Origin of the sequence: Halobium salinum (assembly GCF_026586625.1) — an archaeon.
Taxonomy (GTDB): Archaea; Halobacteriota; Halobacteria; order Halobacteriales; family Haloferacaceae; genus Halobium; species Halobium salinum.
In genome coordinates, this window is record NZ_JAODIW010000010.1 from 472109 (window position 1) to 492351 (window position 20243).

General features: G+C 69.1%; 18 protein-coding genes. 7 read left to right on the forward strand and 11 right to left on the reverse strand.

Features of this window, described 5'->3' with window-relative positions; translation table 11 throughout:
- Window positions 1-78: 78 nt before the first annotated feature.
- Complete coding sequence (locus N5095_RS21025) at window positions 79-1422, reverse strand: alkaline phosphatase family protein (protein WP_267625146.1); 1344 nt, start codon at window positions 1420-1422, stop codon at window positions 79-81.
- Between the two features lie 995 nt (window positions 1423-2417).
- On the opposite strand from N5095_RS21025, the gene N5095_RS21030 reads away from it, so the two are divergent.
- A complete protein-coding gene (locus N5095_RS21030; protein WP_267625147.1) occupies window positions 2418-3128 on the forward strand; it encodes a phosphoribosyltransferase in 711 nt (236 codons plus the stop codon).
- A gap of 30 nt (window positions 3129-3158) precedes the next feature.
- Window positions 3159-4109, forward strand: a complete 951-nt coding sequence (locus tag N5095_RS21035) for an AEC family transporter (protein ID WP_267625148.1) — start codon at window positions 3159-3161, stop codon at window positions 4107-4109.
- A gap of 221 nt (window positions 4110-4330) precedes the next feature.
- Here the strand turns inward: N5095_RS21035 and N5095_RS21040 are convergent, their stop codons facing one another.
- Window positions 4331-5821 carry an MATE family efflux transporter gene (locus tag N5095_RS21040; protein ID WP_308203548.1) on the reverse strand — a complete coding sequence of 497 codons (1491 nt, stop codon included), beginning with the start codon at window positions 5819-5821 and terminating at the stop codon, window positions 4331-4333.
- 101 nt (window positions 5822-5922) lie between these two features.
- Window positions 5923-6048, reverse strand: a complete 126-nt coding sequence (locus N5095_RS21045) for a hypothetical protein (protein ID WP_267625149.1) — start codon at window positions 6046-6048, stop codon at window positions 5923-5925.
- A gap of 118 nt (window positions 6049-6166) precedes the next feature.
- On the opposite strand from N5095_RS21045, the gene mtnP reads away from it, so the two are divergent.
- Both mtnP and N5095_RS21055 read left to right on the forward strand, forming a co-directional pair.
- On the forward strand, window positions 6167-7030 hold the full coding sequence (mtnP, locus tag N5095_RS21050; protein ID WP_267625151.1) for an S-methyl-5'-thioadenosine phosphorylase: 864 nt from the start codon (window positions 6167-6169) through the stop codon (window positions 7028-7030).
- A gap of 153 nt (window positions 7031-7183) precedes the next feature.
- Window positions 7184-8005 carry a DUF7504 family protein gene (locus N5095_RS21055; protein ID WP_267625152.1) on the forward strand — a complete coding sequence of 274 codons (822 nt, stop codon included), beginning with the start codon at window positions 7184-7186 and terminating at the stop codon, window positions 8003-8005.
- 121 nt (window positions 8006-8126) lie between these two features.
- Here N5095_RS21055 and N5095_RS21060 read toward each other — a convergent pair whose 3' ends face one another.
- From N5095_RS21060 to N5095_RS21095, 8 genes are all read right to left on the reverse strand, one after another.
- Window positions 8127-9239 (reverse strand): segregation/condensation protein A, encoded by a 1113-nt coding sequence (locus N5095_RS21060; protein WP_390203663.1) that lies wholly within the window; start codon window positions 9237-9239, stop codon window positions 8127-8129.
- Window positions 9232-12825, reverse strand: a complete 3594-nt coding sequence (gene smc, locus N5095_RS21065; protein WP_390203665.1) for a chromosome segregation protein SMC — start codon at window positions 12823-12825, stop codon at window positions 9232-9234. Before smc ends, N5095_RS21060 begins: the two co-directional genes overlap by 8 nt.
- Before the next feature lie 79 nt (window positions 12826-12904).
- Window positions 12905-13222 (reverse strand): DUF7518 family protein, encoded by a 318-nt coding sequence (locus tag N5095_RS21070; RefSeq protein WP_267625153.1) that lies wholly within the window; start codon window positions 13220-13222, stop codon window positions 12905-12907.
- 135 nt (window positions 13223-13357) lie between these two features.
- Window positions 13358-14530 (reverse strand): AI-2E family transporter, encoded by a 1173-nt coding sequence (locus N5095_RS21075; protein ID WP_267625154.1) that lies wholly within the window; start codon window positions 14528-14530, stop codon window positions 13358-13360.
- A 78-nt stretch (window positions 14531-14608) separates the two neighbouring features.
- Window positions 14609-15208, reverse strand: coding sequence for an NUDIX hydrolase (locus N5095_RS21080; protein WP_267625155.1), 600 nt, complete (start codon window positions 15206-15208; stop codon window positions 14609-14611).
- 2 nt (window positions 15209-15210) lie between these two features.
- Window positions 15211-15771 carry a DUF7109 family protein gene (locus N5095_RS21085; protein ID WP_267625156.1) on the reverse strand — a complete coding sequence of 187 codons (561 nt, stop codon included), beginning with the start codon at window positions 15769-15771 and terminating at the stop codon, window positions 15211-15213.
- The gene (locus N5095_RS21090) at window positions 15771-16880 is read right to left on the reverse strand and encodes a glycosyltransferase family protein (protein WP_267625157.1); all 1110 of its coding nucleotides are present in this window, start codon (window positions 16878-16880) and stop codon (window positions 15771-15773) included. Before N5095_RS21090 ends, N5095_RS21085 begins: the two co-directional genes overlap by 1 nt.
- Window positions 16881-17142: 262 nt before the next feature.
- Window positions 17143-18264: an MFS transporter gene (locus N5095_RS21095; protein WP_267625369.1), complete on the reverse strand. Its 1122-nt coding sequence runs from the start codon at window positions 18262-18264 to the stop codon at window positions 17143-17145.
- A gap of 150 nt (window positions 18265-18414) precedes the next feature.
- On the opposite strand from N5095_RS21095, the gene N5095_RS21100 reads away from it, so the two are divergent.
- The 3 genes from N5095_RS21100 to N5095_RS21110 all read left to right on the forward strand — a co-directional run bounded on the left by N5095_RS21100 (window position 18415) and on the right by N5095_RS21110 (window position 20240).
- Window positions 18415-18585 (forward strand): HVO_0758 family zinc finger protein, encoded by a 171-nt coding sequence (locus N5095_RS21100; protein ID WP_267625158.1) that lies wholly within the window; start codon window positions 18415-18417, stop codon window positions 18583-18585.
- A 98-nt stretch (window positions 18586-18683) separates the two neighbouring features.
- Window positions 18684-19307 carry a hypothetical protein gene (locus N5095_RS21105; protein WP_267625159.1) on the forward strand — a complete coding sequence of 208 codons (624 nt, stop codon included), beginning with the start codon at window positions 18684-18686 and terminating at the stop codon, window positions 19305-19307.
- A gap of 93 nt (window positions 19308-19400) precedes the next feature.
- A complete protein-coding gene (locus tag N5095_RS21110; protein ID WP_267625160.1) occupies window positions 19401-20240 on the forward strand; it encodes a pantoate kinase in 840 nt (279 codons plus the stop codon).
- The last annotated feature ends 3 nt before the right edge of the window (window positions 20241-20243 follow it).

The window sequence follows — 20243 nt, forward strand, 5'->3', positions numbered from 1 at the left end:
CCGAACCGGCGCCGTCGCTCTCCACTCCGTCTGCAAGTTCGGACGAAAGCGGCGGCCCTCGGAGGACGCGGAGTCGGTTCAGACCAGCGAGCGGCCGTCGAAGTCCGTCCGCGCGTAGTCGACCTCCATCAGGTCGAGGATGGTGGGCGCGATGTCGAGGAGGTCGGCGTCGCCGATGGTCGCCCCCGGGTCGTCGATGAACAGCGAGGCGTTGTCGAAGCTGTGCATCCCGTTGCGCGGGCCGACGGAGAACACGTCGCCGTGTTCCTTGAAGCCGGCTTTGAGGTCGAACCCGTGGGCGGGGATGGCGACGAGGTCCGGCGCGATGTCGTCGTGGTCGCCGCGGAACGCCTCCTCCTTCTCGACGACGCGGTCGATGACCTGCTCGCCGTCCGGACCCTCGAGCGCGAGGATGTCCTCTTTGAGTTCGTCACGCACCCGTTCGTACTCGTCCTGCGGGACGCTCCCGCGGGGTTCGCGCCCCTCGAGGTTGACGTAGAATCGTCCGGGGATGAGCGAGTACGCGCGGGCGTCGTCGTCGATGTCTTCGAGGCTCTCGTGGTCGTCGGTGCGGTAGGAGAGCCACCCCTCCTGCTCGAGCCACGCGTTGAGGTGGACCTCGTAGTCCTCGGAGGTGAACCCGTGGTCGGAGGCGACGACTAGCGTCACGTCCTCGGGCAGGGCGTCCCGAATCTTCCCGACGTACTCGTCGACCTTCCGGTAGAACTCCATGAACAGCTCCTTGTTCGCCTCGTCGCGCTCGTAGTCCCGGAAGAGGAAGTGGTTCACCCGGTCGGTCGTCATGAAGACGCCGAAGAAGAGGTCCCAGTCGTCCTGCTCGATGTAGTGGCTGAACGCCTCGTAGCGCTTGTCGAGCGTCTCGTGGGCGTCCTCCATAAACTCGGACTTGTCCTCCTGGTGGCCGAGTTTCGCGTTGGTGTCGATGCGGTAGTCGATGGACTCGAGGTAGTCGCGCAGTTCGTCGGGGTAGGCGGCCTTGTCGACGCCGGGCGAGAGGAACCCGCTGACCATGCGCTGGACGTTGCGCTGGGGCGGGAACGTGACGGGGACGTTCATCACCGTCGCGTCCATCCCGTTCTCGCCGACGCGGTCCCAGACGCGTGTGGCCTGTACGTCCCGACCCATCGGCACGTAGGTGTCGTAGGAGCCGACCTCGCGGTCCTGGAAGCCGTAGACGCCGGTCTCACCGGGGTTGACGCCGGTGGTGAGCGACGGCCAGCAGGCGGAGGACTCCGGCGGCACGATGCTGTCGATGGGGCCGGCGGTCCCCTCGTCGGCGAGGGCGGCGAAGTTCGGGAACTCCTCCCGGTTGTCCTTGAGCAGCGTGAACGGAACCCCGTCGATTCCGATGAAGGCGACCCGGGGGTTGTCGTCGCCCCGGAGTCGGTCGAACAGTCCCATACCCCCGCCTACCGCCGGTTCGCATAAAGGATTGTCCATAGCCGCAGTCGCCTGCCCTCGGTTCTCGGTGGTTCCCGTCGACCGGGACGGCTCGCGGGGCTACCGTGGTCCGCTGGACTGCGGTCCCGGTGGGGTTCGGTTCCGAGCGGTGTGGTCCCGGCGGAGTCGGAGGCCGCACGGGACGGTCCGGGACACACAGAACTGGATGGCGGCGGAGCTCGGATGGTGTCGAATCGGCGGGACAGGTCGACGCGAGGGAGTCGGCGTCCCGTCGGTGCCGACGAGCGCCGGAGGGATTTCCGCGGATACCAAACTGTTTGGGAACTGCCTATACCATCTACCCGCGGCTACCGATAGATGCGGCTCGCTCCCATTTGCGGAGGCGAGTCGCGTCGACAACTGGCATTCCGGCGAACGCCCGCGCCCTCCAGCGCGGGCGGTTCCGCCAGGTCAGTGTCGTTCCCTCCCGATGTGTCGCAGTTCGCGTGCCATGTGTACTGCGACGTCGCTGCCATGCCCATACCGTTTCTCGAGGCCGGTCACGGGAACCCCCTCCCGTGCCGTGCCCGCCTTCGTCCGTCGAGCGTGCCGTATCCGTTCTGAGACCGCGACTGCGGGATGCCGTCGTCAGTAGCGACGAACCGACGAGTGACCCGTCTCGAGCGGGGTCCTCCGAGGCCGGCGACCGCGGAGTCCGGCGTGTCGCCGGCCCGGGTCGGGGTCGGTCGTGGGGTCGTCGCGGTGAGTCGGCCGTAGTCGAGTGCCAGCGTGTGTCCGTGTCGTCGAACACGGACGGATTCACCTACCAGTTCGGATACTATAACCGCCACCGGAAGTTGCGGCCGTTTCGGACCGTTTCGAGCGTTGTAGAACTGTTTTCCCGGACCGAACACACCGACTACTGTCAGAAGTGACGAGATTAATCGCCCCCGACCGCCACGAGTCATACACGTTAAATGGGTCCTCGCCGTCACTCCGGACGGTGAAGGCAACCCATGGGTGACCTGCCGGACGACTTCGACTGTACCATCACCAACTGGGACTACATCTACGACCTCTGCCGCGGCGTCAGCAACCAGGTGAAGGGGTCGGAGTTCGAACCGGACGTGGTCGTCGCGCTCGCGCGCGGGGGCTGGTTCGCCGGTCGGTGTCTCTGTGACTTCCTCGGGCTGGACGACCTCACGAGCCTGAAGATGGAACACTACGTCGGGACGGCCCAGAAGTCCGACGAGCCGGAGGTCCGCTATCCGATGCCGGAGGGGAGCGTCAAGGGCAAGGACGTGCTCATCATCGACGACATCGCCGACACCGGCGGCTCCATCAAGCGCGCCGACGAGTACGTGCGCGAGCGCGACGCCGGCGAGGTCCGGACGGCCACCCTCCAGCTCCTCCAGACTAGCGAGTTTGAACCCGACTACGTCGGCGAGCGCCTCGAGGAGTGGACCTGGATGGTGTACCCCTGGAACTTCATCGAGGACATGCTCGACCTCATCTCCAGCGCGATGGAGCGTGCGGAGACGGACCGGTTCACGAAGGAGGAGGTGCGCCACTACCTGTCGACGTTCCACAACGTGGACCGCATCGAGATGGAGATCGCCCAACCCAACCGGCTGGGGGAGGTGCTCGGCGAGATGGAACGCCGGGGGGTCGTCGAACGCGTCGACGGCGACGCGTGGCGCCTCGTCGAGGACCGGCCGGACGCGTAAGCGCCCTCCGTCTCCGAGTTCACGATTCGAGTGTCCGACCTGTTCTCGGTCTTCGCGACCGCCATCCTCCCCATCGTCGCCATCGCCGGCGTCGGCTACCTGCTGGGCCGCCGCGCCGACGTCGACCCCGGGCCGCTGAACACCGTCACCGTCTACGTCCTCGCGCCCGCGCTCGTCCTCCACAGCCTCGCGACCACCGACCTGGCTGGCGGCGCGCTCGCCCGCATCGGCGGGGGCGTCGTCGCCTACTCGGTTCTGATGCTCGGACTCGCCGAAGCCGTGGGCCGGTTGCGTGGCGAGACCGCGCCCCTGCTCGGCGCGTTCACGCTGTCGAGTACGTTCCCCAACGCCGGCAACTTCGGCATCCCCGTCTCGGCGTTCGCCTTCGGCGCCGTCGGGCGGTCGACGGCGGTGGTCTACATCGCCGTCGAGGCCATGGTGATGTACACGGTCGGCGTCGTCGTCGCCTCCCGCGGCCGTGGCAGCCGGTTCGACGGCGTCGGGCAGGCGCTGCGGGTACCGCTCGTCTACGCGGTCGCCGCGGCGCTGCTCGCCCGATATCTGGGCGTCGTCCCCCCGGTGGATTCGGCGGCGATGTCGACCCTCAAACTCGTCGGCGACGCCTCCATCCCCGTGATGCTCCTCATCCTCGGACTCCAACTCGCCCGCCGTGAGTCGGGCACCACGCTTCGGAGCGCCGTCCCCGCGAGCGTCCTCAAACTCGGCGTCGCCCCCGTCGTCGCGGTCGGCATCGCGCTCGCGCTCGGCTTCGAGAACGCCGACGTGGCGCGGGTGTTCGTCCTCGAGTGTGCGATGCCGGCGGCGGTCACGCCGCTCGTGCTGGTCGCCGAGTTCTCCCCCGACGGGACCGACGGTCGGGTCGCCGAATACGTCAGCACGGTGGTGCTCGTCACGACGCTCGCGAGCGTCCCGCTACTGACGGGGCTCATCGTGTTCCTGCAGGCCGGAGTCGTGTTCTGAGGACGTTCCCCTCGCCGGTCGCCGGCCCCGGTTCGGGGTCGGCGACGGGGCCGTGGGACGACTCGACGCCGTGACGTAGCCTCCTGGGAGTCGCCACACTACCGCGTCAGCGAGTCGGCCGCGCACGAATGCGCGCTCGTCGTTGCGCTCAGTCCCGGTGGTCGTCTACATCACCGCGTCAGCGAGTGCCGAGCAGACGGGACTGCTCGGCGTCGTTGCGCTCAGTCGTCGTCGGTCACCGCCGCACCTTCCGACCCGGACCCTGCCTCCGGCCCGGACGACTCCGAGGGTGCCGCCTCCGACCCGCCGGGGCCGCCCGGGCCGTCGTCGACGACGGCCTCCTTCCACGTGCCGCGGGTGAACCAGGCGAGCGCCGCCAGCGCGGCGACCACGTCCGCGGCGGCGACGCCGACCCAGATACCGGTCGCGCCCATGTCGAGGAGGAACGCGAACGCGTAGGTCAGCGGCACCCGCAGACCGGCGAACGTCAGCAGCGAGAACGCCAGCGCGGTACGGGTGTTACCGGCCCCGCGGAACGCGCCGAGCACGACGTGTCGGGTCCCCATGAACGCGAACATCACCGTCGAGATGCGGAGGTAACTCCGAGCGTAGCCGAGAGTGGCCTCCGCGGCCGGCGTGTCCGGGGGGAGAAACACCGTGACGATGGGGTCGGGAAACAGCGCGACCACGACGGCGACGACGACCATCACCCCGACGACGAGTTTCACCGCGAGGTACGTCGCGCGCTCGGCGCGGTCCGGCCGGTCGGCGCCGAGGTTCTGGCCGACGACGGTGTCGACGGCCTGGCCCAGCCCGATGGCGGGGAGGAAGACGAGCGAGATGAGCCGGTTGCCGAGGCCGTAGGCGGCGACGACCGCCGGCGGGAACGACGCGACGAGTACCGTCATCACAACCAGCGCGAGCGACGTGGTCGACTGCTCGATGGCCGTCGGGACGCCGAGGTCGACGATGTCCTTGACCTGCTCGTAGCGCGGGCGCAGATGCTCCCGCCGGATGTCGGGGCCGACGCCCGTCCCGAACAGGACGTAGAACCCGAGAACCGTGGCGACGAAGCGCGCGAAGATGGTGGCGTACGCGGCGCCGACTATCTCCAGGCGCGGGAACGGGCCGACACCGAAGATGAGCAGCGGGTCGAGGACGACGTTCACCGCGACGGACACCATCATGATGCGCATCGGCGTCCGCGTGTTGCCGTACCCGCGCATGAGCGAGACGAACACGAAGAACCCGAAGAGCGCGGGCGTCCCGAGCATGAACACCTCCATATAGTCGGTCGCCATCGGGACGAGCACCGCACCCGTCTCCGCGTCGGTCGGCAGCAGGGAGAGCAAGGGGTCGGTCAGAAAGTACCCGAGGAGCGCGAGCCCTATCGACACCAGGCCCACGAAGGAGATGGTCTGCCCGGCCACGAGGCCTGCGGCCGTGTCGCCGCCGGCCCCGCGGTGCTGGGCGACGAGGATGGCCCCCGCCGCGGTGAACCCGCCGCCGACCGAGATGAGAAAGAAGATGAGCGGAAAGGCGAGCGAGATGGCGCCGACCGCGGTCGCGGAGAGCCGACCCAGCCAGAACGTGTCGGCCAGGTTGTAGGCGACCTGCAGCAGCTGGATGACCACCATCGGCCACGCCAGCCGGACCATGGGTCCGACCAGGTCACCTTCCGTCAACTCGTTGTCGGCGACGCTCGAAGACACTCTCGAATCGACGGACTCCCCCTATTTCAAGGCTCCCGACCCGTGTTATCGGGGTGCGTGGGGCCGGCGCGGATTGGGTCGGAGGCCGACCGCCAACGGTCCTACCTCGCGTCCTCCGGTACGGTCACGTACTCGCCACAGCCCGGACAGGCCACCTTCGGGCCGTCGGGGTCGTTCAGCGTGAAGGACTCCCCGCAGGTGTCACAGGTGAGTTCGGCGTCCGTCATCGACGGAGGGGTTCGGGGCTCGTGCGGGTAACGCTGTGGGCCGTCCCCCGCTGTTGCGCGTCCACCGCCCCGCCTCGAACGACCACCCTTTACGTGGGTGGTCCGCGCACACCCCACCATGACAGTCGGCTTCATCGGCGGGAGCGGCATCTACGAGGCGCTCCCCCTGAACGACACGCGCGAGGAGACCGTCGAGACCCCCTACGGCGAGCCGTCGGCGCCGGTCACCGTCGGCGAGTTCGGCGACACCGGCGTCAAGGTCGCCTTCCTCCCCCGTCACGGGCCGAAACACGAGAAGTCGCCGACGCACCTCCCCTACCGCGCGAACATCTACGCGCTGAAAGAACTCGGCGTCGAGCGCATCCTCGCCTCGAACGCGGTCGGGAGTCTCCGCGAGGACCTCCCGCCGCAGACGCTCGTCGTCCCGGACGGGATATTCGACCGGACCAAGCATCGACAGTCGACGTTCTTCGGCGACGGCGTCGTCGTCCACATGCCCATCACGGAGCCGTACTGCCCGCACATGGTCGAGCACCTCCACGAGTCGGCCGGGGAGGCCACCGACGCCGAGACCGAGAAGGGCGGCACCTACGTCTGCATCGAGGGGCCGCAGTACTCGACGCGCGCCGAAAGCGAGTTCTATCGCGCGCAGGGGTGGGACGTGGTCGGCATGACCGCGGTTCCGGAGGCCAAACTCGCCCGCGAGGCGGAGATGTGCTACGCCACCGTCGCCGGCGTCACCGACTACGACGTGTGGAAGGAGGACAGTGAAGTGACCCTCGCCGAAGTGCTCGAGAACGCCGCCGAGAACGAGACCGCCATCAAGGAGACCGTCGAGCACGCGATTCGGACCCTCCCGGACGAACGCGACTGCGACTGCGGGCACGCTCTCGAAGGAACGGTCAACACCCCCGCCGAAGCCATCGACGCCGAGGTCCGCGAGCGCGTCGACCCGCTCGTCGGTCAGTACCTCGACGGCTGACCGGTCGCCGACCGTCGGGACTCGGCTCCGGAAAAGCCGAACCGTCACCTTCCGAGCGCTCGAAACCTGGTCGATGTGTCCGGCCGGAACTATCCGCTAGTTGAACTGTGCGATTCCGAAACATTATATACGTCTACGGAGAACACTCCCCCGATGGAAGGAGACGTTCGGACGCTGGAGCGCCGCCTCCACGCCCTGAAGCGCAGGGGCGCCAACGTGCTCCTCGTCGGTGTGCCGGAGGTCGACGCGGCCTGCGGCCGACTCTTGGGGAGCGACGACGAGGACCGTCGCCGCCTGTTCGTCCTCGGAGACGGAGCGACGACGACGCCCGCATCGCGCGCCGACCAGTGGGGCCGCGACCCGATGTCCGTCGGCGTCGTCGAGGTCCCCTCCGAGGGGACGCGCTCGGCGGCCGCGAGCCGACCAATCGGCGACGGCGGCCCCGCACCCGACGGACCCGACGAGGGGGTCGACGACGCGCCCGACCGGAGCGACGCCGCCGGCTCCGACGCCGCTCCCGACGCTCCTCGCGGGCCGGTCGAGCCGGTCGGGCCCGCCACCGGACCGGCGAACGCGTCGGTCCCTTGGGCCCGCGAGAGCGAGACGCCGTGGTACAGTCGGACCGAACCGGGCGACCTCACGGCCGCCGCCCGCCACGTCCACGTCCACCTCTCGCGCTTCGAGGTGGCGGACCCCGAGCCGAGCGAGGTCAGAGTCTGTCTCGACCCGCTCGACGGACTCGCGGCCGGAGCCGACCCCGCGGCGGTCCGTCGATTTCTGCAGGTCGTCACCGACCGCGTACGGATGTCCCGCGGGATGGCCCACTACCACCTCCCCGCGGCCGCCGACGGCTTCCGCGAGGACGTCACATCGCTGTTCGACGCCACGGTCGAGACGCAGTCGATCGACGGCGACCCCTACCAGCGGTGGACGCTCCACTCGGAGGAGCTGAAGACCGACTGGCTCCCGCTGTAGACCGCCACGCCCGACCGACGGCCGTCTCCAGGTAGCTCTATTCCTGACCCACGACCGTCTCCGGGACGGCGAAACCCGAACCGAAGAGCTCCGGCACCGTCACGCCGGCTCGACCCCGGCGTCAGTCGGCGACCGCTTCCTCGCCGGCCGTCGGCGCCGAGGGGTTCCGAATCCAGAGGTCGCCGAACACCTCGTCCTGCCTGAGTTCGACGTAGCCGCGGTGGGCGAGAAAGAGCAACGCGAGAAACGTCTGGAAGGTGTGGCCGCCGGCGTCGCGAACCTCGGCGAACAGTACCTCCTCGCGGCCGGCGTCGTACTGCTCGTTCAGGACGCGGTTCACCTCCTCGATGGTCGTCTCGATGTGCTCGTCGTGGGTCGTCCCCGTCACGTCCGCCTCGGAGGGCTCCTCGTCCCGTCGCAGGTCGTCCGCCGAGTGGTAGTCCAGCGTCTGCGTGCCGCGGCTGTAGCCGCGGGGGGAGCCGCTCGTGTCGTACTCGCGGGACTCCTTCCACCACGTGTCGCGCTCCGCGTCGCGGAGTTCGCGGACGAGTTCGTCCAGCGTCTCCGGCGAGCCGCGGGCGCGCTTGCGTTCGAGTCGGCGGTCCATCTCGGCCTCGAGGGCGTCGACGGGGTCGAACCCCGAGGGACCGTCGTCCGGCGGCGCCTCGCCACCCTCCATCGCCATCTCCCACGGCTCCATCTCGGCTTCTTCGGGCTCCTCCGGCGCGAGCAGTTCGTCGCTCTTCATCCGGAGCAGGACGCTCGCGTAGAACAGCGCCCGCCCCGACGTTCTGAGGTCCGTCGCGTCGAGCCGTTCGAGGAAGGCGTCGGTGACGGCGACGATGTCGATGTCCCACGGTTCGATGCGGCCCTCCTTCGCCAGCCCGACGAGCAGCTCGACGGGTTCGACCTCGTCGTCGCCGGCGTCCTCGGGCACGTCCTCCGGCATGCCGGCGAGGTCCAGCCCGGCGGCTTCGGCCTCGCTGAACGCTTCGGGACCGGCGTCACCGGCCGTATTGGGGCGGGCGTCGTCGTTCGCCCCGGAGTCGCTCGTCTCGGTCTTCGTCACGGCGTCTCCCCCGCCGTCGCCGCCGGAGGGGAATGCCGCCCCCTCGTCCGACTCGGCGTCCCCGGCTCCGTCCCCCTCGCGGTCGCTGACGAGGTTCAGCGAGGGTTCCCACTCGTCGTCGGCGTCGGCGTTCTCACCGACACCCTCGTCACCGTCCTCAGTCATCCGCGCTCACCTCGGGCTCCTCCGCGCCCTCCGGGTCGTCGCCCAGACGAATCCCGGTCACGGCGGAGACGTTGTCGCCCTGCATCGTCACGCCGATGGCGCGCTCGGAGCGCTCGAGTAGCGCCGAGCGGTGGGAGACGACGACGAACTGCGCCCGCCCGGCGAGGTCGTCGACCATCTCGCCGACGCGCTCCGCGTTCGCGGCGTCGAGGAAGGCGTCCACCTCGTCCAGCGCGTAGAACGGCGCCGGGTTGTGCCGCTGGATGGCGAACACGAACGCCAGCGCGGTGAGGGACTTCTCCCCGCCGCTCATCGCGTCGAGGCGCTGGACCGGCTTGTCGCCGGGCTGGGCCTTCATCGTCAGCCCGCCCTCGAAGGGGTCGTCCTCGTCTTCGAGGACGAGTTCACCCGACCCGTTCGACAGGCGCTCGAAGATGTCGACGAAGTGGTCGTTGATGGCTTCGTAGGAGTCCATGAACGTCCGCTTCTTCTGGGACTCGTACTGGTCGATGCGCTCCGTGATGCCGTCGCGCTCTTCGACCAGTACGTCGCGGCGCTCCTGCAGGTCCGCGAGGTCCGCGCTCACGTCGTCGTACTCGTCGATGGCGAGCATGTTGACCGGCTCGAGCGCCTCCATCTCCTCGGTGAGTCGCTCGACCGTGCGCTCGACTTCGTCGTGGGAGGGGACGTCCTCGGGGTCGTAGTCGCCGACCTCGGCCTCGAGTTCGTCTATCTCCCACTCCAGGCGCTCGACGGAGTTTCGCAGCCCGGAGAGGGCGTTCTCCACGCGCGAGACGGCGTCCTTCTTCTCGTCGCGCTCCTCCTTGGCCTCGCGCAGGCGACCCTGGAGTTCCTCGCGCTCGGCCTTGAGGTCCTCGAGTTCTTCTTCGAGTTCGGCGACGGCCGCGTGTTTCTCCTCGAGGGTCGCCTCCTTCTCCTCGATGCGCGCCTCGAACTCGGCGATGTCCTCCTCGGCCTCCGCCTTGCGGTTCTGGGCGGTCTCGACCGTGTCGTGGAGGTCGTCGACGTTGTCCTCGGCGTACTGCTTCTCCAGTTGGAGCTCGTTGAGCCGGCCGTCGAGCTCGTCCATCCGGTCCTCCAGTTCGTCGATGTCGCCGCGAATCTCGTCGGCTTCGCTGGTGAGTTCGGGAATCTTCGAGTCCGCGAGTTCCCCCTCGAGGTCGTCGATGTCGGCCTCCACGTCGACTATCTTGGACTCCTTCTCGGCGATGGCCTCGTCGAGCCCCGTCATCTCCGCGTCGACGGACTCCCGTTCGTTCTGGAGCTCCTCGATGCGCGCTTCGAGCTCCGCGATTTCGTCCTCCGCCTCGTCACGCTTCTCCTGGGCGCGCTCGATGTCGGTCTCGATGCCGCGCACCTTCTCGGTCGCGTCGGACTGCCGGTCGCGCACGTCGTCTATCTTCGACTCCACCTCGTCGACCTGTGACTGGAGGGTCTGGCGGCGGTCCTCCAGTTCCGAGAGCTCCTCGGCGATTCGCTCCAGCCGACCCTTCCCGGACTTCGAGAAGGAGTACCGGGAGCCGCCGCCGGAGCCGCCGGTCATGGCGCCGGACTTCTCGACGAGGTCGCCGTCGAGGGTGACCATCCGGTAGCTCCCCATCAGGCTCCGCGCCGTCTCCATGTCCTCGACCACCAGTGTCGAGCCGAGCACGTACGAGAAGATGGACTCGTACTGCGCATCGTAGTCGACGAGGTTGCGCGCGAAGTCGACGACGCCGGGCTTGTTCGGCTTCCGGGGGAGGCTCCGGTCGTCCATCTTCGTGATGGGGAGGAACGTCGCTCGACCGGCGTTGCGTGACTTGAGGTAGTCGATACACCGGGAGCCGACGCTGTCGTCGTCGACGACGACGTTCGCCAGCCGACCGCCCGCGGCGGTCTCACACGCCTCGGCGTACTCGGGGACGACCCCGCCGAGTTGCCCGACGGCGCCGTGAACGCCGTCGAGCCCGCCGTTCAGGACCGTCGTCACCGCACGCGGCCACGAGTTGTCGCCGCGCTTGCCCGCCGCCGATTCGAGTTCGGCGTACTGGGACTGTTTCCGGCGAATCTGCTCGTCGACCTCCTTCAGTTCGGACTTGTACTCCCGGCGCTCGTCGCGCAGGTCGTTGATGGCCGATTGGACCTTCGACTTGTTCTTCTCGGCCTTGTCGAGTTCGCTGTGGAGGTCCGAGACGCGCTTCTCCAGTTCGGGGATGCGCTCTTTCGCCTCGGCGATGGCGTCGCGCGTCTCGCTGATCTCGTTCGACCGGCGGCGGGCGTCGTCGAGCAGGCGGTCCTTCTCGCGCTGGAGGTCGTTCTTCTCGGTCTTGAGCGCCTCCAGTTCTTCTTTCTTCTCGGCGAGGTCGGCTTTCAGCTCGTCGAACTCGGTGTCGACGCTGTCGATTTCGGCCTCGACCTCCTTCAGGTCGGTCTCCTTCGAGGCGATGTCGCTCTTGACCGAGGCCTTCTCGACCTTCACCGAGCGAATCTCGCCTTCGTACTCCTCGATCTGCTCGTCCTTGCGGTCGATCTCGACGAACGCCTGTCGGCGCTCGTTCTCGGCGTCGTCGATGCGCTCGCGGGCGGTCTCGATTTTCCCTTCGAGCCGGGAGACGTCGCCCTTGACGGACTCTATCTCGCTCTTGATTCTGAGCTGTTCGTCCTCGCCCTTGCGCTCGATGTCGCGGTTGAGCGCCTCGAGTTCGTCGTCGAGGCGGGTGACGCGACCCTGCTTCTCGTCGAGTTCGGACTGCAGTTCTTCGAGGTCTGCCTCCCGGGACGCGACCTTCTCCCGGGTGCGTTCGAGGTCCTCGCGCTTGTCCTCGAGTTCGGCGGCCTTGAGGTACCCCTCGTACTCCTCTCGCTCCTCGCGGAGGGACTTGTACTCGAGTGCCGTCTCGCGCTCGTCCTCGAGTTGGCCGAGGCGCTCCTCTTTCTCCTCGATGCGGAGGTCGGCCTCGTCGATGCGCTCTTCGACCGTCTCCAACTCTTCGAAGGCGGCCTCCTTCTTCGCGTCGAACTCGGCGACGCCGGCGATTTCGTCGATGATACCCCGGCGCTCGTAGGGGGTCATCTGGATGATTTCGGTCACGTCGCCCTGCATGACGACGTTGTACCCCTCCGGCGTCACCCCGGCCTGTGCGAGCAGGTCCTGGATGTCGGAGAGGTTCACCGAACGTTCGTTGAGGTAGTAGTAGGAGTAGTAGTTGTCCTCGGTTTCCTTCACCCGGCGCGTGATGGTGATTTCGTCCACGTCGCCGACGTTCTCGGTGCCGGCGGCGTTGACCACCTGCGTCCGGTCCAAGGTGGCGTCGGCGTTGTCGAGGACGACCGTCACCTCGGCCTCGCGGGTGTCGGGCGCGGACGCGCCGTCCTCGTGGCCGGGGTTGTAGATGAGGTCGGTCAGTTTCTCCGCGCGGATGCCCCGGGTGCGGGCGAGGCCGAGTGCGAACAGCACGCCGTCGATGATGTTGCTCTTCCCCGACCCGTTGGGCCCGGTGACGACCGTGAAATCCTCGTAGAACGGGATTCGGGTCTTTCGCCCGAAGCTCTTGAAGTTGTCGAGAACTAGCTCTTTGATGTGCATTGGTTGTCTCAGTCGGCCTCCTGCCGGAGGCCTCGATGAACGCAGTTCATCTGTGCTCGCGGTGAGAGGAGTCGCGAGCTTACGCGACGATGATGTCGCTGCCGTCGGACTCGGACTCGGACTCCGTCTCGTCGTTCGACCCCTCGCTCTCCTCGGCTTTAGACCCGTCGCTCGCGGGTTCGCCGTCGACGACCTCGCTCCCCACGTCGGGGGTGGTCTCGTCCTCGGCCGACCGGTTCGCACCAGGGCTCGACGGGGCCGTCTCGACGTCGACCTCGACCTGCGATTCGAGTTGGCGGACGCGTTCTTTGGTCTCGACCAGCTCCTCGGTGAGCCCGTCGACCGCCGCTTGTAGCTCCGACACTTTGGCTTCGAGTTCCTCCACCCTGTTGCTCATGGCACTAACCCCCGTCTGTGAGTTCATAAAGGTACGTCAGACGTTAAGTGTGCGACGGCGACTGAAACGGCGTTCGGGCGGGCCGCGCGAGACGGCGCTGGCTCGCGGGTTCGAGTCCGCCGTCCGCCGACCCCGCTATTCGGTGGGGACGTCGTCCTGGTCGCGCGGGTTCGTCCCCACGTCCTCGGCCAGGTCGACCCCCTGTGTCAGCGGCCGCCCGTGGACCAGTTCCGGGAGGACGATGCGGACCGCCTCCAGCATCACGATGAAGACGATGGGCAGGAGGAAGAACCCGTACCAGCCGAGCAGGATGGGTCCGAGGATGTAGCCGAACATCAGGAGAAGCATGTCGAGCTGTCGGCCCGTGACGTACGGCTGGATGAGCGCCTGCGGGGCGAGGTCGAGGAGGACGACGTAGGCGACGAGCGCGCCGGCGACGAAGAGGAGCCCCCCGCTCCCGCCGCCGCTCCCCAGCGTCTGGTAGGCGAGGGAGGCGACGACCGGGAGGTACACCACCTTGCCGACCACGACCGGGATGAGGCTCGCGACGCCCGTCAGGAAGGCGAGGACGAACAGCATCGGGACGGCCACCCCCTCCGGCGCGAGGAGGTTCGTCGCCCCGTAGGCGACCGCCGCGATGACCGTCATCACGAGGACGAACAGGAGGTTGCCGAAGAAGACGGACTCGAGGTCCTGGTCGACGGCGACCGCGTAGGCGTACGCCGTGCTGTCGCGCCCCCCGAACAGTTCGACCAGCGCGTCGGAGAGGCCCGACTCGCGGACGAGCAGCGCGTACGAGATGACGACCGAGAGCGCCAGCAACAGCAGCGTGCCGAACACCGCCGACGCCGCAGCGCCCCCCGTCTGAAGTAGCGAGCGCGCCGACTGACCCGGCTGACTGACGAGGCCCCTCGGGTTCTGGAGGAGGGTCAGCAGCCGCTCGCGCTGCCCGCTGGGAAGCGACCCGAAGCCGAAGTACTGCTGGAGAAGTTTGACCAGCCCGGTGGACTCGAGCAACAGCCCCTGTGCCTGCTGGACCAGTTGGAACCCCGCGTACAACGACAGGCCGACGATGGGGACGACGACGAGCGAGACGGTCACCCCGGCGGCGATGCGGTCCGAGTCGACGACCTCACCGAGTCGACGGAAGACGGGGCGAGTCGCGTAGTAGCCGAAGACGCCGAGGACGAGCATCCCGACGAAGGAGTAGGCGATGTAGGCGGCTGCCGCCCCGAGGACGGCGACGAACAGCCACCAGGCGAGTCGACCCCGGTTCTCGAAGGGGTCGATGTCGGCGTCTGAGAACATTCTTACTCGAGGGGTACGCCCGTCCCCCGCGAAACGGTTGTGGCCTCCCGCGCCGGACGGGCGTCCGCCGGTCGACCGTCACAGCGGCAGGTCGGCGTCGGGGTCGACGACGCGGTCGACCTCCGCGGGCATCCGCCAGTCGGTCGTCAACTCGAGCAGTTGGACGAGCATCCGGGCCGTCGCCCCCCAGACGGTGTAGCCGTCGACGTGGAAGAAGTGGAGGCGGACCTCCCCGTAGTGGGGATGGTCCCGATGCTCGGACTCGTAGTTCTCGCGGTCGACGAGGTCGGCGACCGCGAGCACGGCGATTTCGGCGACCTCCCGCTCGTCGGGAGTGTACTCGCGGTCCGGAATCCGCGCGACGAACGGGCGGACGGAGTAGTCGGTGACGGTCGCGATATCGTCGAGGCGGCCGACCACGTCGGCCTCCGTCGGGAGGAGGCCGATCTCCTCTTCGGCCTCGCGCAGGGCGGTCGCCAGGAGGTCGTCGTCGCTTGGCTCCCGGCCGCCCCCTGGAAACGCCATCTGGCCGGGGTGCTGGCCCAGGTGGTCCGCGCGCTTGGTAAAGAGGACGTGCGGCTCGTCGTCCCGGTCGAGCACCGGCGCGACGACCGCCGCCTGTCGCTCGGCGTCGTCGACCGAGGCCGGCCGGTGTGCTCGCACGCCCGCTAAGTCCATACTCACTCCAGTTCCCCCTCGCTCTTAGCTTCGAGGGCTTCGAGGGCTTCGTCCAGAGTCTCCCGGGCCGCAGTCGCCTCCACCGGCGCCCACGCCTCGACGTCGTAGGCCACGTCGAGCAGGCGCTCGAGCCGGCGACCGTCGGCCTCGTCGTCGCTCACCGCCGCCTCTGCGTCGCGCACCAACCTGTCGGCCGCCCGCTCCCCGACGACCGCTCGGTCGACCGTCCGCTCGGGCACGTCGAGAATGAGCGGGAGGTCCTCGGCGTTCTCGGGGAGGACGGGGAACGCGACCGGGCCGACGGCCAGGAGTGTGGCGCCGTCCGGCGCGCCGGCGACCCCGTCTTCGGGCTCGAACTCCACGAGGTAGTACCGCTCCACGGCGTCGTCGACGGCTGCCGCGAGCGCTTCGGTGTCGGCGTCCGCCCCCTGTTTGAACGCAAGTTCGTCGAGCGCGCGTTCGAGTTCCGCGCGGGTGAGCGCCCCGAAGAGGTCGACGACGCCGGCGAGTTCGTCGTACGTCTCCTCGGGTACGTCGGTATCTCTCTCGGCTCTGTCCCCCATCAGCACACCTCCGCGAGGTCGTCGGTCGCGGCCGCGACCACCGCCTCGGCGTCGAACGGTGCGTCGGTCCACGCCGGCAGGCGCGTATCCTCGCCGGGCGGGGAGATCGCCTCGGCGTACTGTTCGACCTGTTCGCGCTCGCCGGCGCGGTCGTAGTCGAGGGCGTTGAACGCCGCGTCGGCCGCGTACGAGTCGACGAGCCCCCGGGCAGTCGTCAGGTACCGGTCGCCCAGCGTGTCGTAGTCGGGGGCGACGCCGGCGCCCTCAACGGTCCGGAGGAGCGCCTCGCCGACGGCCTCGCTCATGTCCGAGAGCCCCGTCGGCCCCCCGACGGCGCGGTGGTCGTGCTCGTAGCGCCCGAGGTCGACCTGCGCCGACCCCTCGACGCCGGCGACCCGGAAGGCGTCGGCGAGGGTGCCCACCTCCAGCCCCCACGAGCGCTCGATGCGCAGTTCGGCGGCGAGGTCCGCGGTGGCGGCGAACTCCCCTGCCAGCGCGTACCTGAACGAGTCGAGGTAGTCGACCACTGGCGCGTGGTGGGCGTCGGCGAGCGCCCGGACGAGCGGGACGTAGAACAGCCGGAAGAGCCGGCCGTACAGCCGGCCGTTCTCGACGCGGGCGTAGTACCCCTTCGAGAACTCGTGGCCGCGGGAGAGCGGGAAGAGGAGGCGGGGGACGTAGTCGGCGCGGTACGACCGGGTGTCGGCATCGTGACACACCACGTATCTCTGGTCGCCCGCGAGGGCGTGCCCCAGTGCGAGCCACACGTCCCGACCTTTTCCTCGTGCGCCGCCGAGACCGTGGTCTGCGAGCAGCGCCGCCACGTGCGGGCCGTCACACCACAGCACGTCGAGGTCGAGGTCGAACTCGGCGAGCCAGTCGCGAAACGGGCCGGCTCGCTCGGCCGGCGCCCGGAGCGGGACGACGACCCGCGCGGGGTCGACGCGTTCGAGTTCGGCGAGCACGCGCTCGGCGGCGAGACCGGCGTACTCCCGCTCGGTCATAGGGACGACGACGACCGTGTCGTCGGTGGGGGCGTCGAGTCCTCCGGGCTCCCGGACGAGCCCGAGGTCGTGGAGCGTGGTGATTCGCTCCTGCACGTACTCCATTAGCCGGGGTTCGGGAGTGGTGGGGTAAAGACGTGACGGAGACGGGTGTGTTCGGGAGTTCGCGGTCGGGACGGGTGACCGGCTCTCCAGTGGCTCTCGAAGCCGGTTCGTCGGAGACTCTCGAAGTCGGTTCGTCGGTGGCACTCGGACCCGACGCGTCGCAGACTCTCGAAAACCACCGAGCGCTCGGGGTGCTCGTCGGCGTCGACAACTCGAGGGAGAGTCCTTCCGGAGGGGGCCGTGAGCAGCTACCGACGGTGGGTCACGAGGGTAGGCGACCGAGCCGATACAGCCCGCCGAGCACGACGACCACCGCCACCAGCCCGAGCGCGAACACGAAGAAGAGCGCGTCGTACGCGACCCCGGACTCCGCCAGCGCCCCGACGGCCGACGACCCGGTCGACTGGAGTACCATCATCCCGAAGCTGTACACCGAGTAGGCGCTCCCGCGGTGGTGGTCCGGGAGCGTATCGAGCAGATAGGTGTCCATCGCCGGGAAGAGGCTGTGGATGACGTACCCCACGGCGGCGGTGACGACGAGCACGGCGGCGACCCCCTCGACGTACGTCAGGGCGAGGAGACAGGCGGCGAAGGAGCCGACGACGCCGAGGATATACGGCACGAGCGGGAAGCGGTCGGCGAGTCGGCCCGAGAGGAAGAACGCGGGGACGCCGGCGGCGAACACGACCGTGATTGCGGTGCCGGCCGCCGAGGGGGAGAGCCCCTTCGCCCGCATGTATAGTTCGTAGAAGTTGAACAGCCCCTGCCAGACGAACCCCGTCAGCCCGAGGATGACGATGCCGGTGAGCACGACCCGCCACTGCGCCCGGGCGGCGGCGAGGAGGTCGCGGTCGGCGCTTCCGGCCGCCGGGAGGTCGGCCCCCCGGGCGGTCAGGGTGAGCGCGACGGTGACGACCGCGCCGGCGACGCCGACGGCGACGAACGCGAGTCGCCAGTCGTACACCACGGCCAGCGCGACGAACGGGGCGGCGACGACCGCGGCGACCTGGCTCGCGGTGCCGTGAATTCCCATCGCCCGGCCGACCCGCTCGGGGTACAACTCGCTGATGAGCGGGTTGGCGGCGACGAAGTACGCCCCGGAGGCGAGTCCCATACACAGCGCGCCGGCGCCGAGGACGACCACCGACTCCGCGGTGGCGGTGAACAGCGAGGCGGCGGTGAGCACGACGCCGGTGGCGAGGACGACCCGGTGTCGGGGGACGCGCGTGAGGAGCCAGCCGGTCGGCACCCGGGGGAGCGCGCTGCCGACCCAGACCAGCGTGACGAGCAGGCCGGCGGTGGCCTCGCCGACGCCGAACACGCCGATGAACTCGTCGAGGAGGGGAGCGAACATCACCCGGGCGAGGTTCACCAGCAGCACCAGCGAACAGAGCGTCCCGAACAGCCGGCCACGTGACACGGCTCTCGGTTCCCGGTCGGCCGGCACAAGCCTTCCGACCCGGCGCCGGGGTGTGGACCGGTGTCACCCCACCCATCCCATTGTTTATAACCCCTCCTGCCAAAGCCGCCGCGTATGAAATCGACGCGCAAGGGGCTCCGGAAGGGGGAGTTGGAGAAGGACACCTACGAGCGGCTCAACTGCGCCGACTGTGGGAAGCCCTTGAAGACGACCGACGACCCGGACGAGGTGTTCACCGTGCGCACCTGCCCGGACTGTGGCGCCGAGTGGAAGGAGCTTCGCTGAAGGCGGCGTCGAGCCGCGCCGAGCCGTCGACGGAAAGCGGCAACTCGGGCACCGAAACGGCCACGCCGCTTATTCTCGCGTACCCGTAACCCTCGAACGTGACGACCCTCAACGAGCACGTGCTGAACGAGGCGGGCGAGCGCCAGGACCGACTCACTATCGGCCAACTCGTGACGCTCATCGAGCGCCACGACGGCGAAGGCGGGCCGGGCGTGACCCGTGACCGAATCATGGCCTACGCGGAGGAGCTGAGCGGCCGCGGCGGGCCGGTGAACCCGGACAAGGTCGAGACCGCCATCGACGAACGACTCGCCGAGGACGACTCCCTCTCGGGACCCGTCGGCTGGACGGGGTCGGCCAGTCTCTTCGGCGTCGACGACGGCCGCGTGAGCACCTTCCCCCCGAGTTGGCACGAAGCGTTCTCCGACCACAGCCCGAGCGTCCGAGACATCGTCGAGTTCGCGCTCCGAGACCCCGACTCGGACGGCAACGACAACGGCGGCGCCGGCTCCGACGAGGCGGCGGGCGGTCCGGCAGGCGTCCCCCGGCAGGTCGTGCTCAACGCGGCGACCCTCTTCGGCGGGATGGAGTGGTCGACGGCGCAGGGCGAACTCGAGGAGCTCCGCGGCGAGGGCGTCGTCGTCGAGGACCTCGACCAGCATCCCAACCCGAACGTCCGCCTCGCAGAGGACGACGGGGCGTCGAACCACGCACAGGAGTAGGGCGGCCGTCCGGTCGGAGCCGGCGATTCGACGACCCTCCGACGCCGACCCGAGATAACAACCGTTAATCACCCCTGCCGTCTCCATCCGACGATGACCGAGGCGGCGACCGCGTTCGTACCGGGACACGTGACCGGTTTCTTCAGCGCCCACCCAGACGAGGACCCGACAGTCGCCGGCTCCCGCGGCGCCGGCCTCACCCTCACCGACGGCGTGACCGTCACGGTGCGGCGGGCCGACGGGGACGCCGACGCTCCCGTCGTCCGACTCGGCGGGTCGGCGGCCGACATCGACCCCGTCGACCGCGTCCTCGACACCCTCCGGGCGCCGGCCCGCGTCGAGGCCGAGACCGACCTCCCGCTGGGCGCCGGCTTCGGCGTCTCCGGGGCCGCGGCGCTCGGCACGGCGTTCGCCGCCAACGCCGTCTTCGACCGCGGGCTCTCCGAGAACGAACTCGTCACGGTCGCCCACGGCGCCGAGGTCCTCTCGGGGACCGGTCTCGGCGACGTGGTCGCGCAGGCGCGGGGGGGCATCCCCATCCGGCTCGAACCCGGCGCACCCGAACACGGGAAGCTGGACGGCATCCCGGCCCGCGCCCGGGTGGAGTACGTCACGTTCGGCGAACTCTCGACGGCGGACGTCCTCGCCGGCGACACCGAGACCCTGTCGACGGCGGGCAGAGAGGCGCTCTCGACGCTCGTCGGGGACCCCACGCTTCCGACGTTTATGCGGGCTTCACGAACGTTCGCCCGCGAGGCGGACCTCCTCACCGAGCAGGTGACGGAGGCGATTCGCGACGTGAGCGACGCCGGCGGCGAGGCGTCGATGGGGATGCTCGGCGAGACGGTGTTCGCAGTCGGGACGGGACTCACCGACGCGGGATACGACCCGACGGTGTGTGCGACACACCCGGCCGGAGCGACGCTCCGGTAACAC

Coding starts and splice junctions, on each gene's coding strand:
- N5095_RS21070 (WP_267625153.1), bottom strand. CDS start 13,222: ATGAGCAACAGGGTGGAGGAACTCGAAGCCAAAGTGTCGGAGCTACAA.
- smc (WP_390203665.1), bottom strand. CDS start 12,825: ATGCACATCAAAGAGCTAGTTCTCGACAACTTCAAGAGCTTCGGGCGA.
- N5095_RS21060 (WP_390203663.1), bottom strand. CDS start 9,239: ATGACTGAGGACGGTGACGAGGGTGTCGGTGAGAACGCCGACGCCGAC.
- N5095_RS21110 (WP_267625160.1), top strand. CDS start 19,401: ATGACCGAGGCGGCGACCGCGTTCGTACCGGGACACGTGACCGGTTTC.
- N5095_RS21025 (WP_267625146.1), bottom strand. CDS start 1,422: ATGGGACTGTTCGACCGACTCCGGGGCGACGACAACCCCCGGGTCGCC.
- N5095_RS21100 (WP_267625158.1), top strand. CDS start 18,415: ATGAAATCGACGCGCAAGGGGCTCCGGAAGGGGGAGTTGGAGAAGGAC.
- N5095_RS21075 (WP_267625154.1), bottom strand. CDS start 14,530: ATGTTCTCAGACGCCGACATCGACCCCTTCGAGAACCGGGGTCGACTC.
- N5095_RS21090 (WP_267625157.1), bottom strand. CDS start 16,880: ATGGAGTACGTGCAGGAGCGAATCACCACGCTCCACGACCTCGGGCTC.
- N5095_RS21080 (WP_267625155.1), bottom strand. CDS start 15,208: ATGGACTTAGCGGGCGTGCGAGCACACCGGCCGGCCTCGGTCGACGAC.
- N5095_RS21085 (WP_267625156.1), bottom strand. CDS start 15,771: ATGGGGGACAGAGCCGAGAGAGATACCGACGTACCCGAGGAGACGTAC.
- N5095_RS21055 (WP_267625152.1), top strand. CDS start 7,184: ATGGAAGGAGACGTTCGGACGCTGGAGCGCCGCCTCCACGCCCTGAAG.
- N5095_RS21030 (WP_267625147.1), top strand. CDS start 2,418: ATGGGTGACCTGCCGGACGACTTCGACTGTACCATCACCAACTGGGAC.
- mtnP (WP_267625151.1), top strand. CDS start 6,167: ATGACAGTCGGCTTCATCGGCGGGAGCGGCATCTACGAGGCGCTCCCC.
- N5095_RS21045 (WP_267625149.1), bottom strand. CDS start 6,048: ATGACGGACGCCGAACTCACCTGTGACACCTGCGGGGAGTCCTTCACG.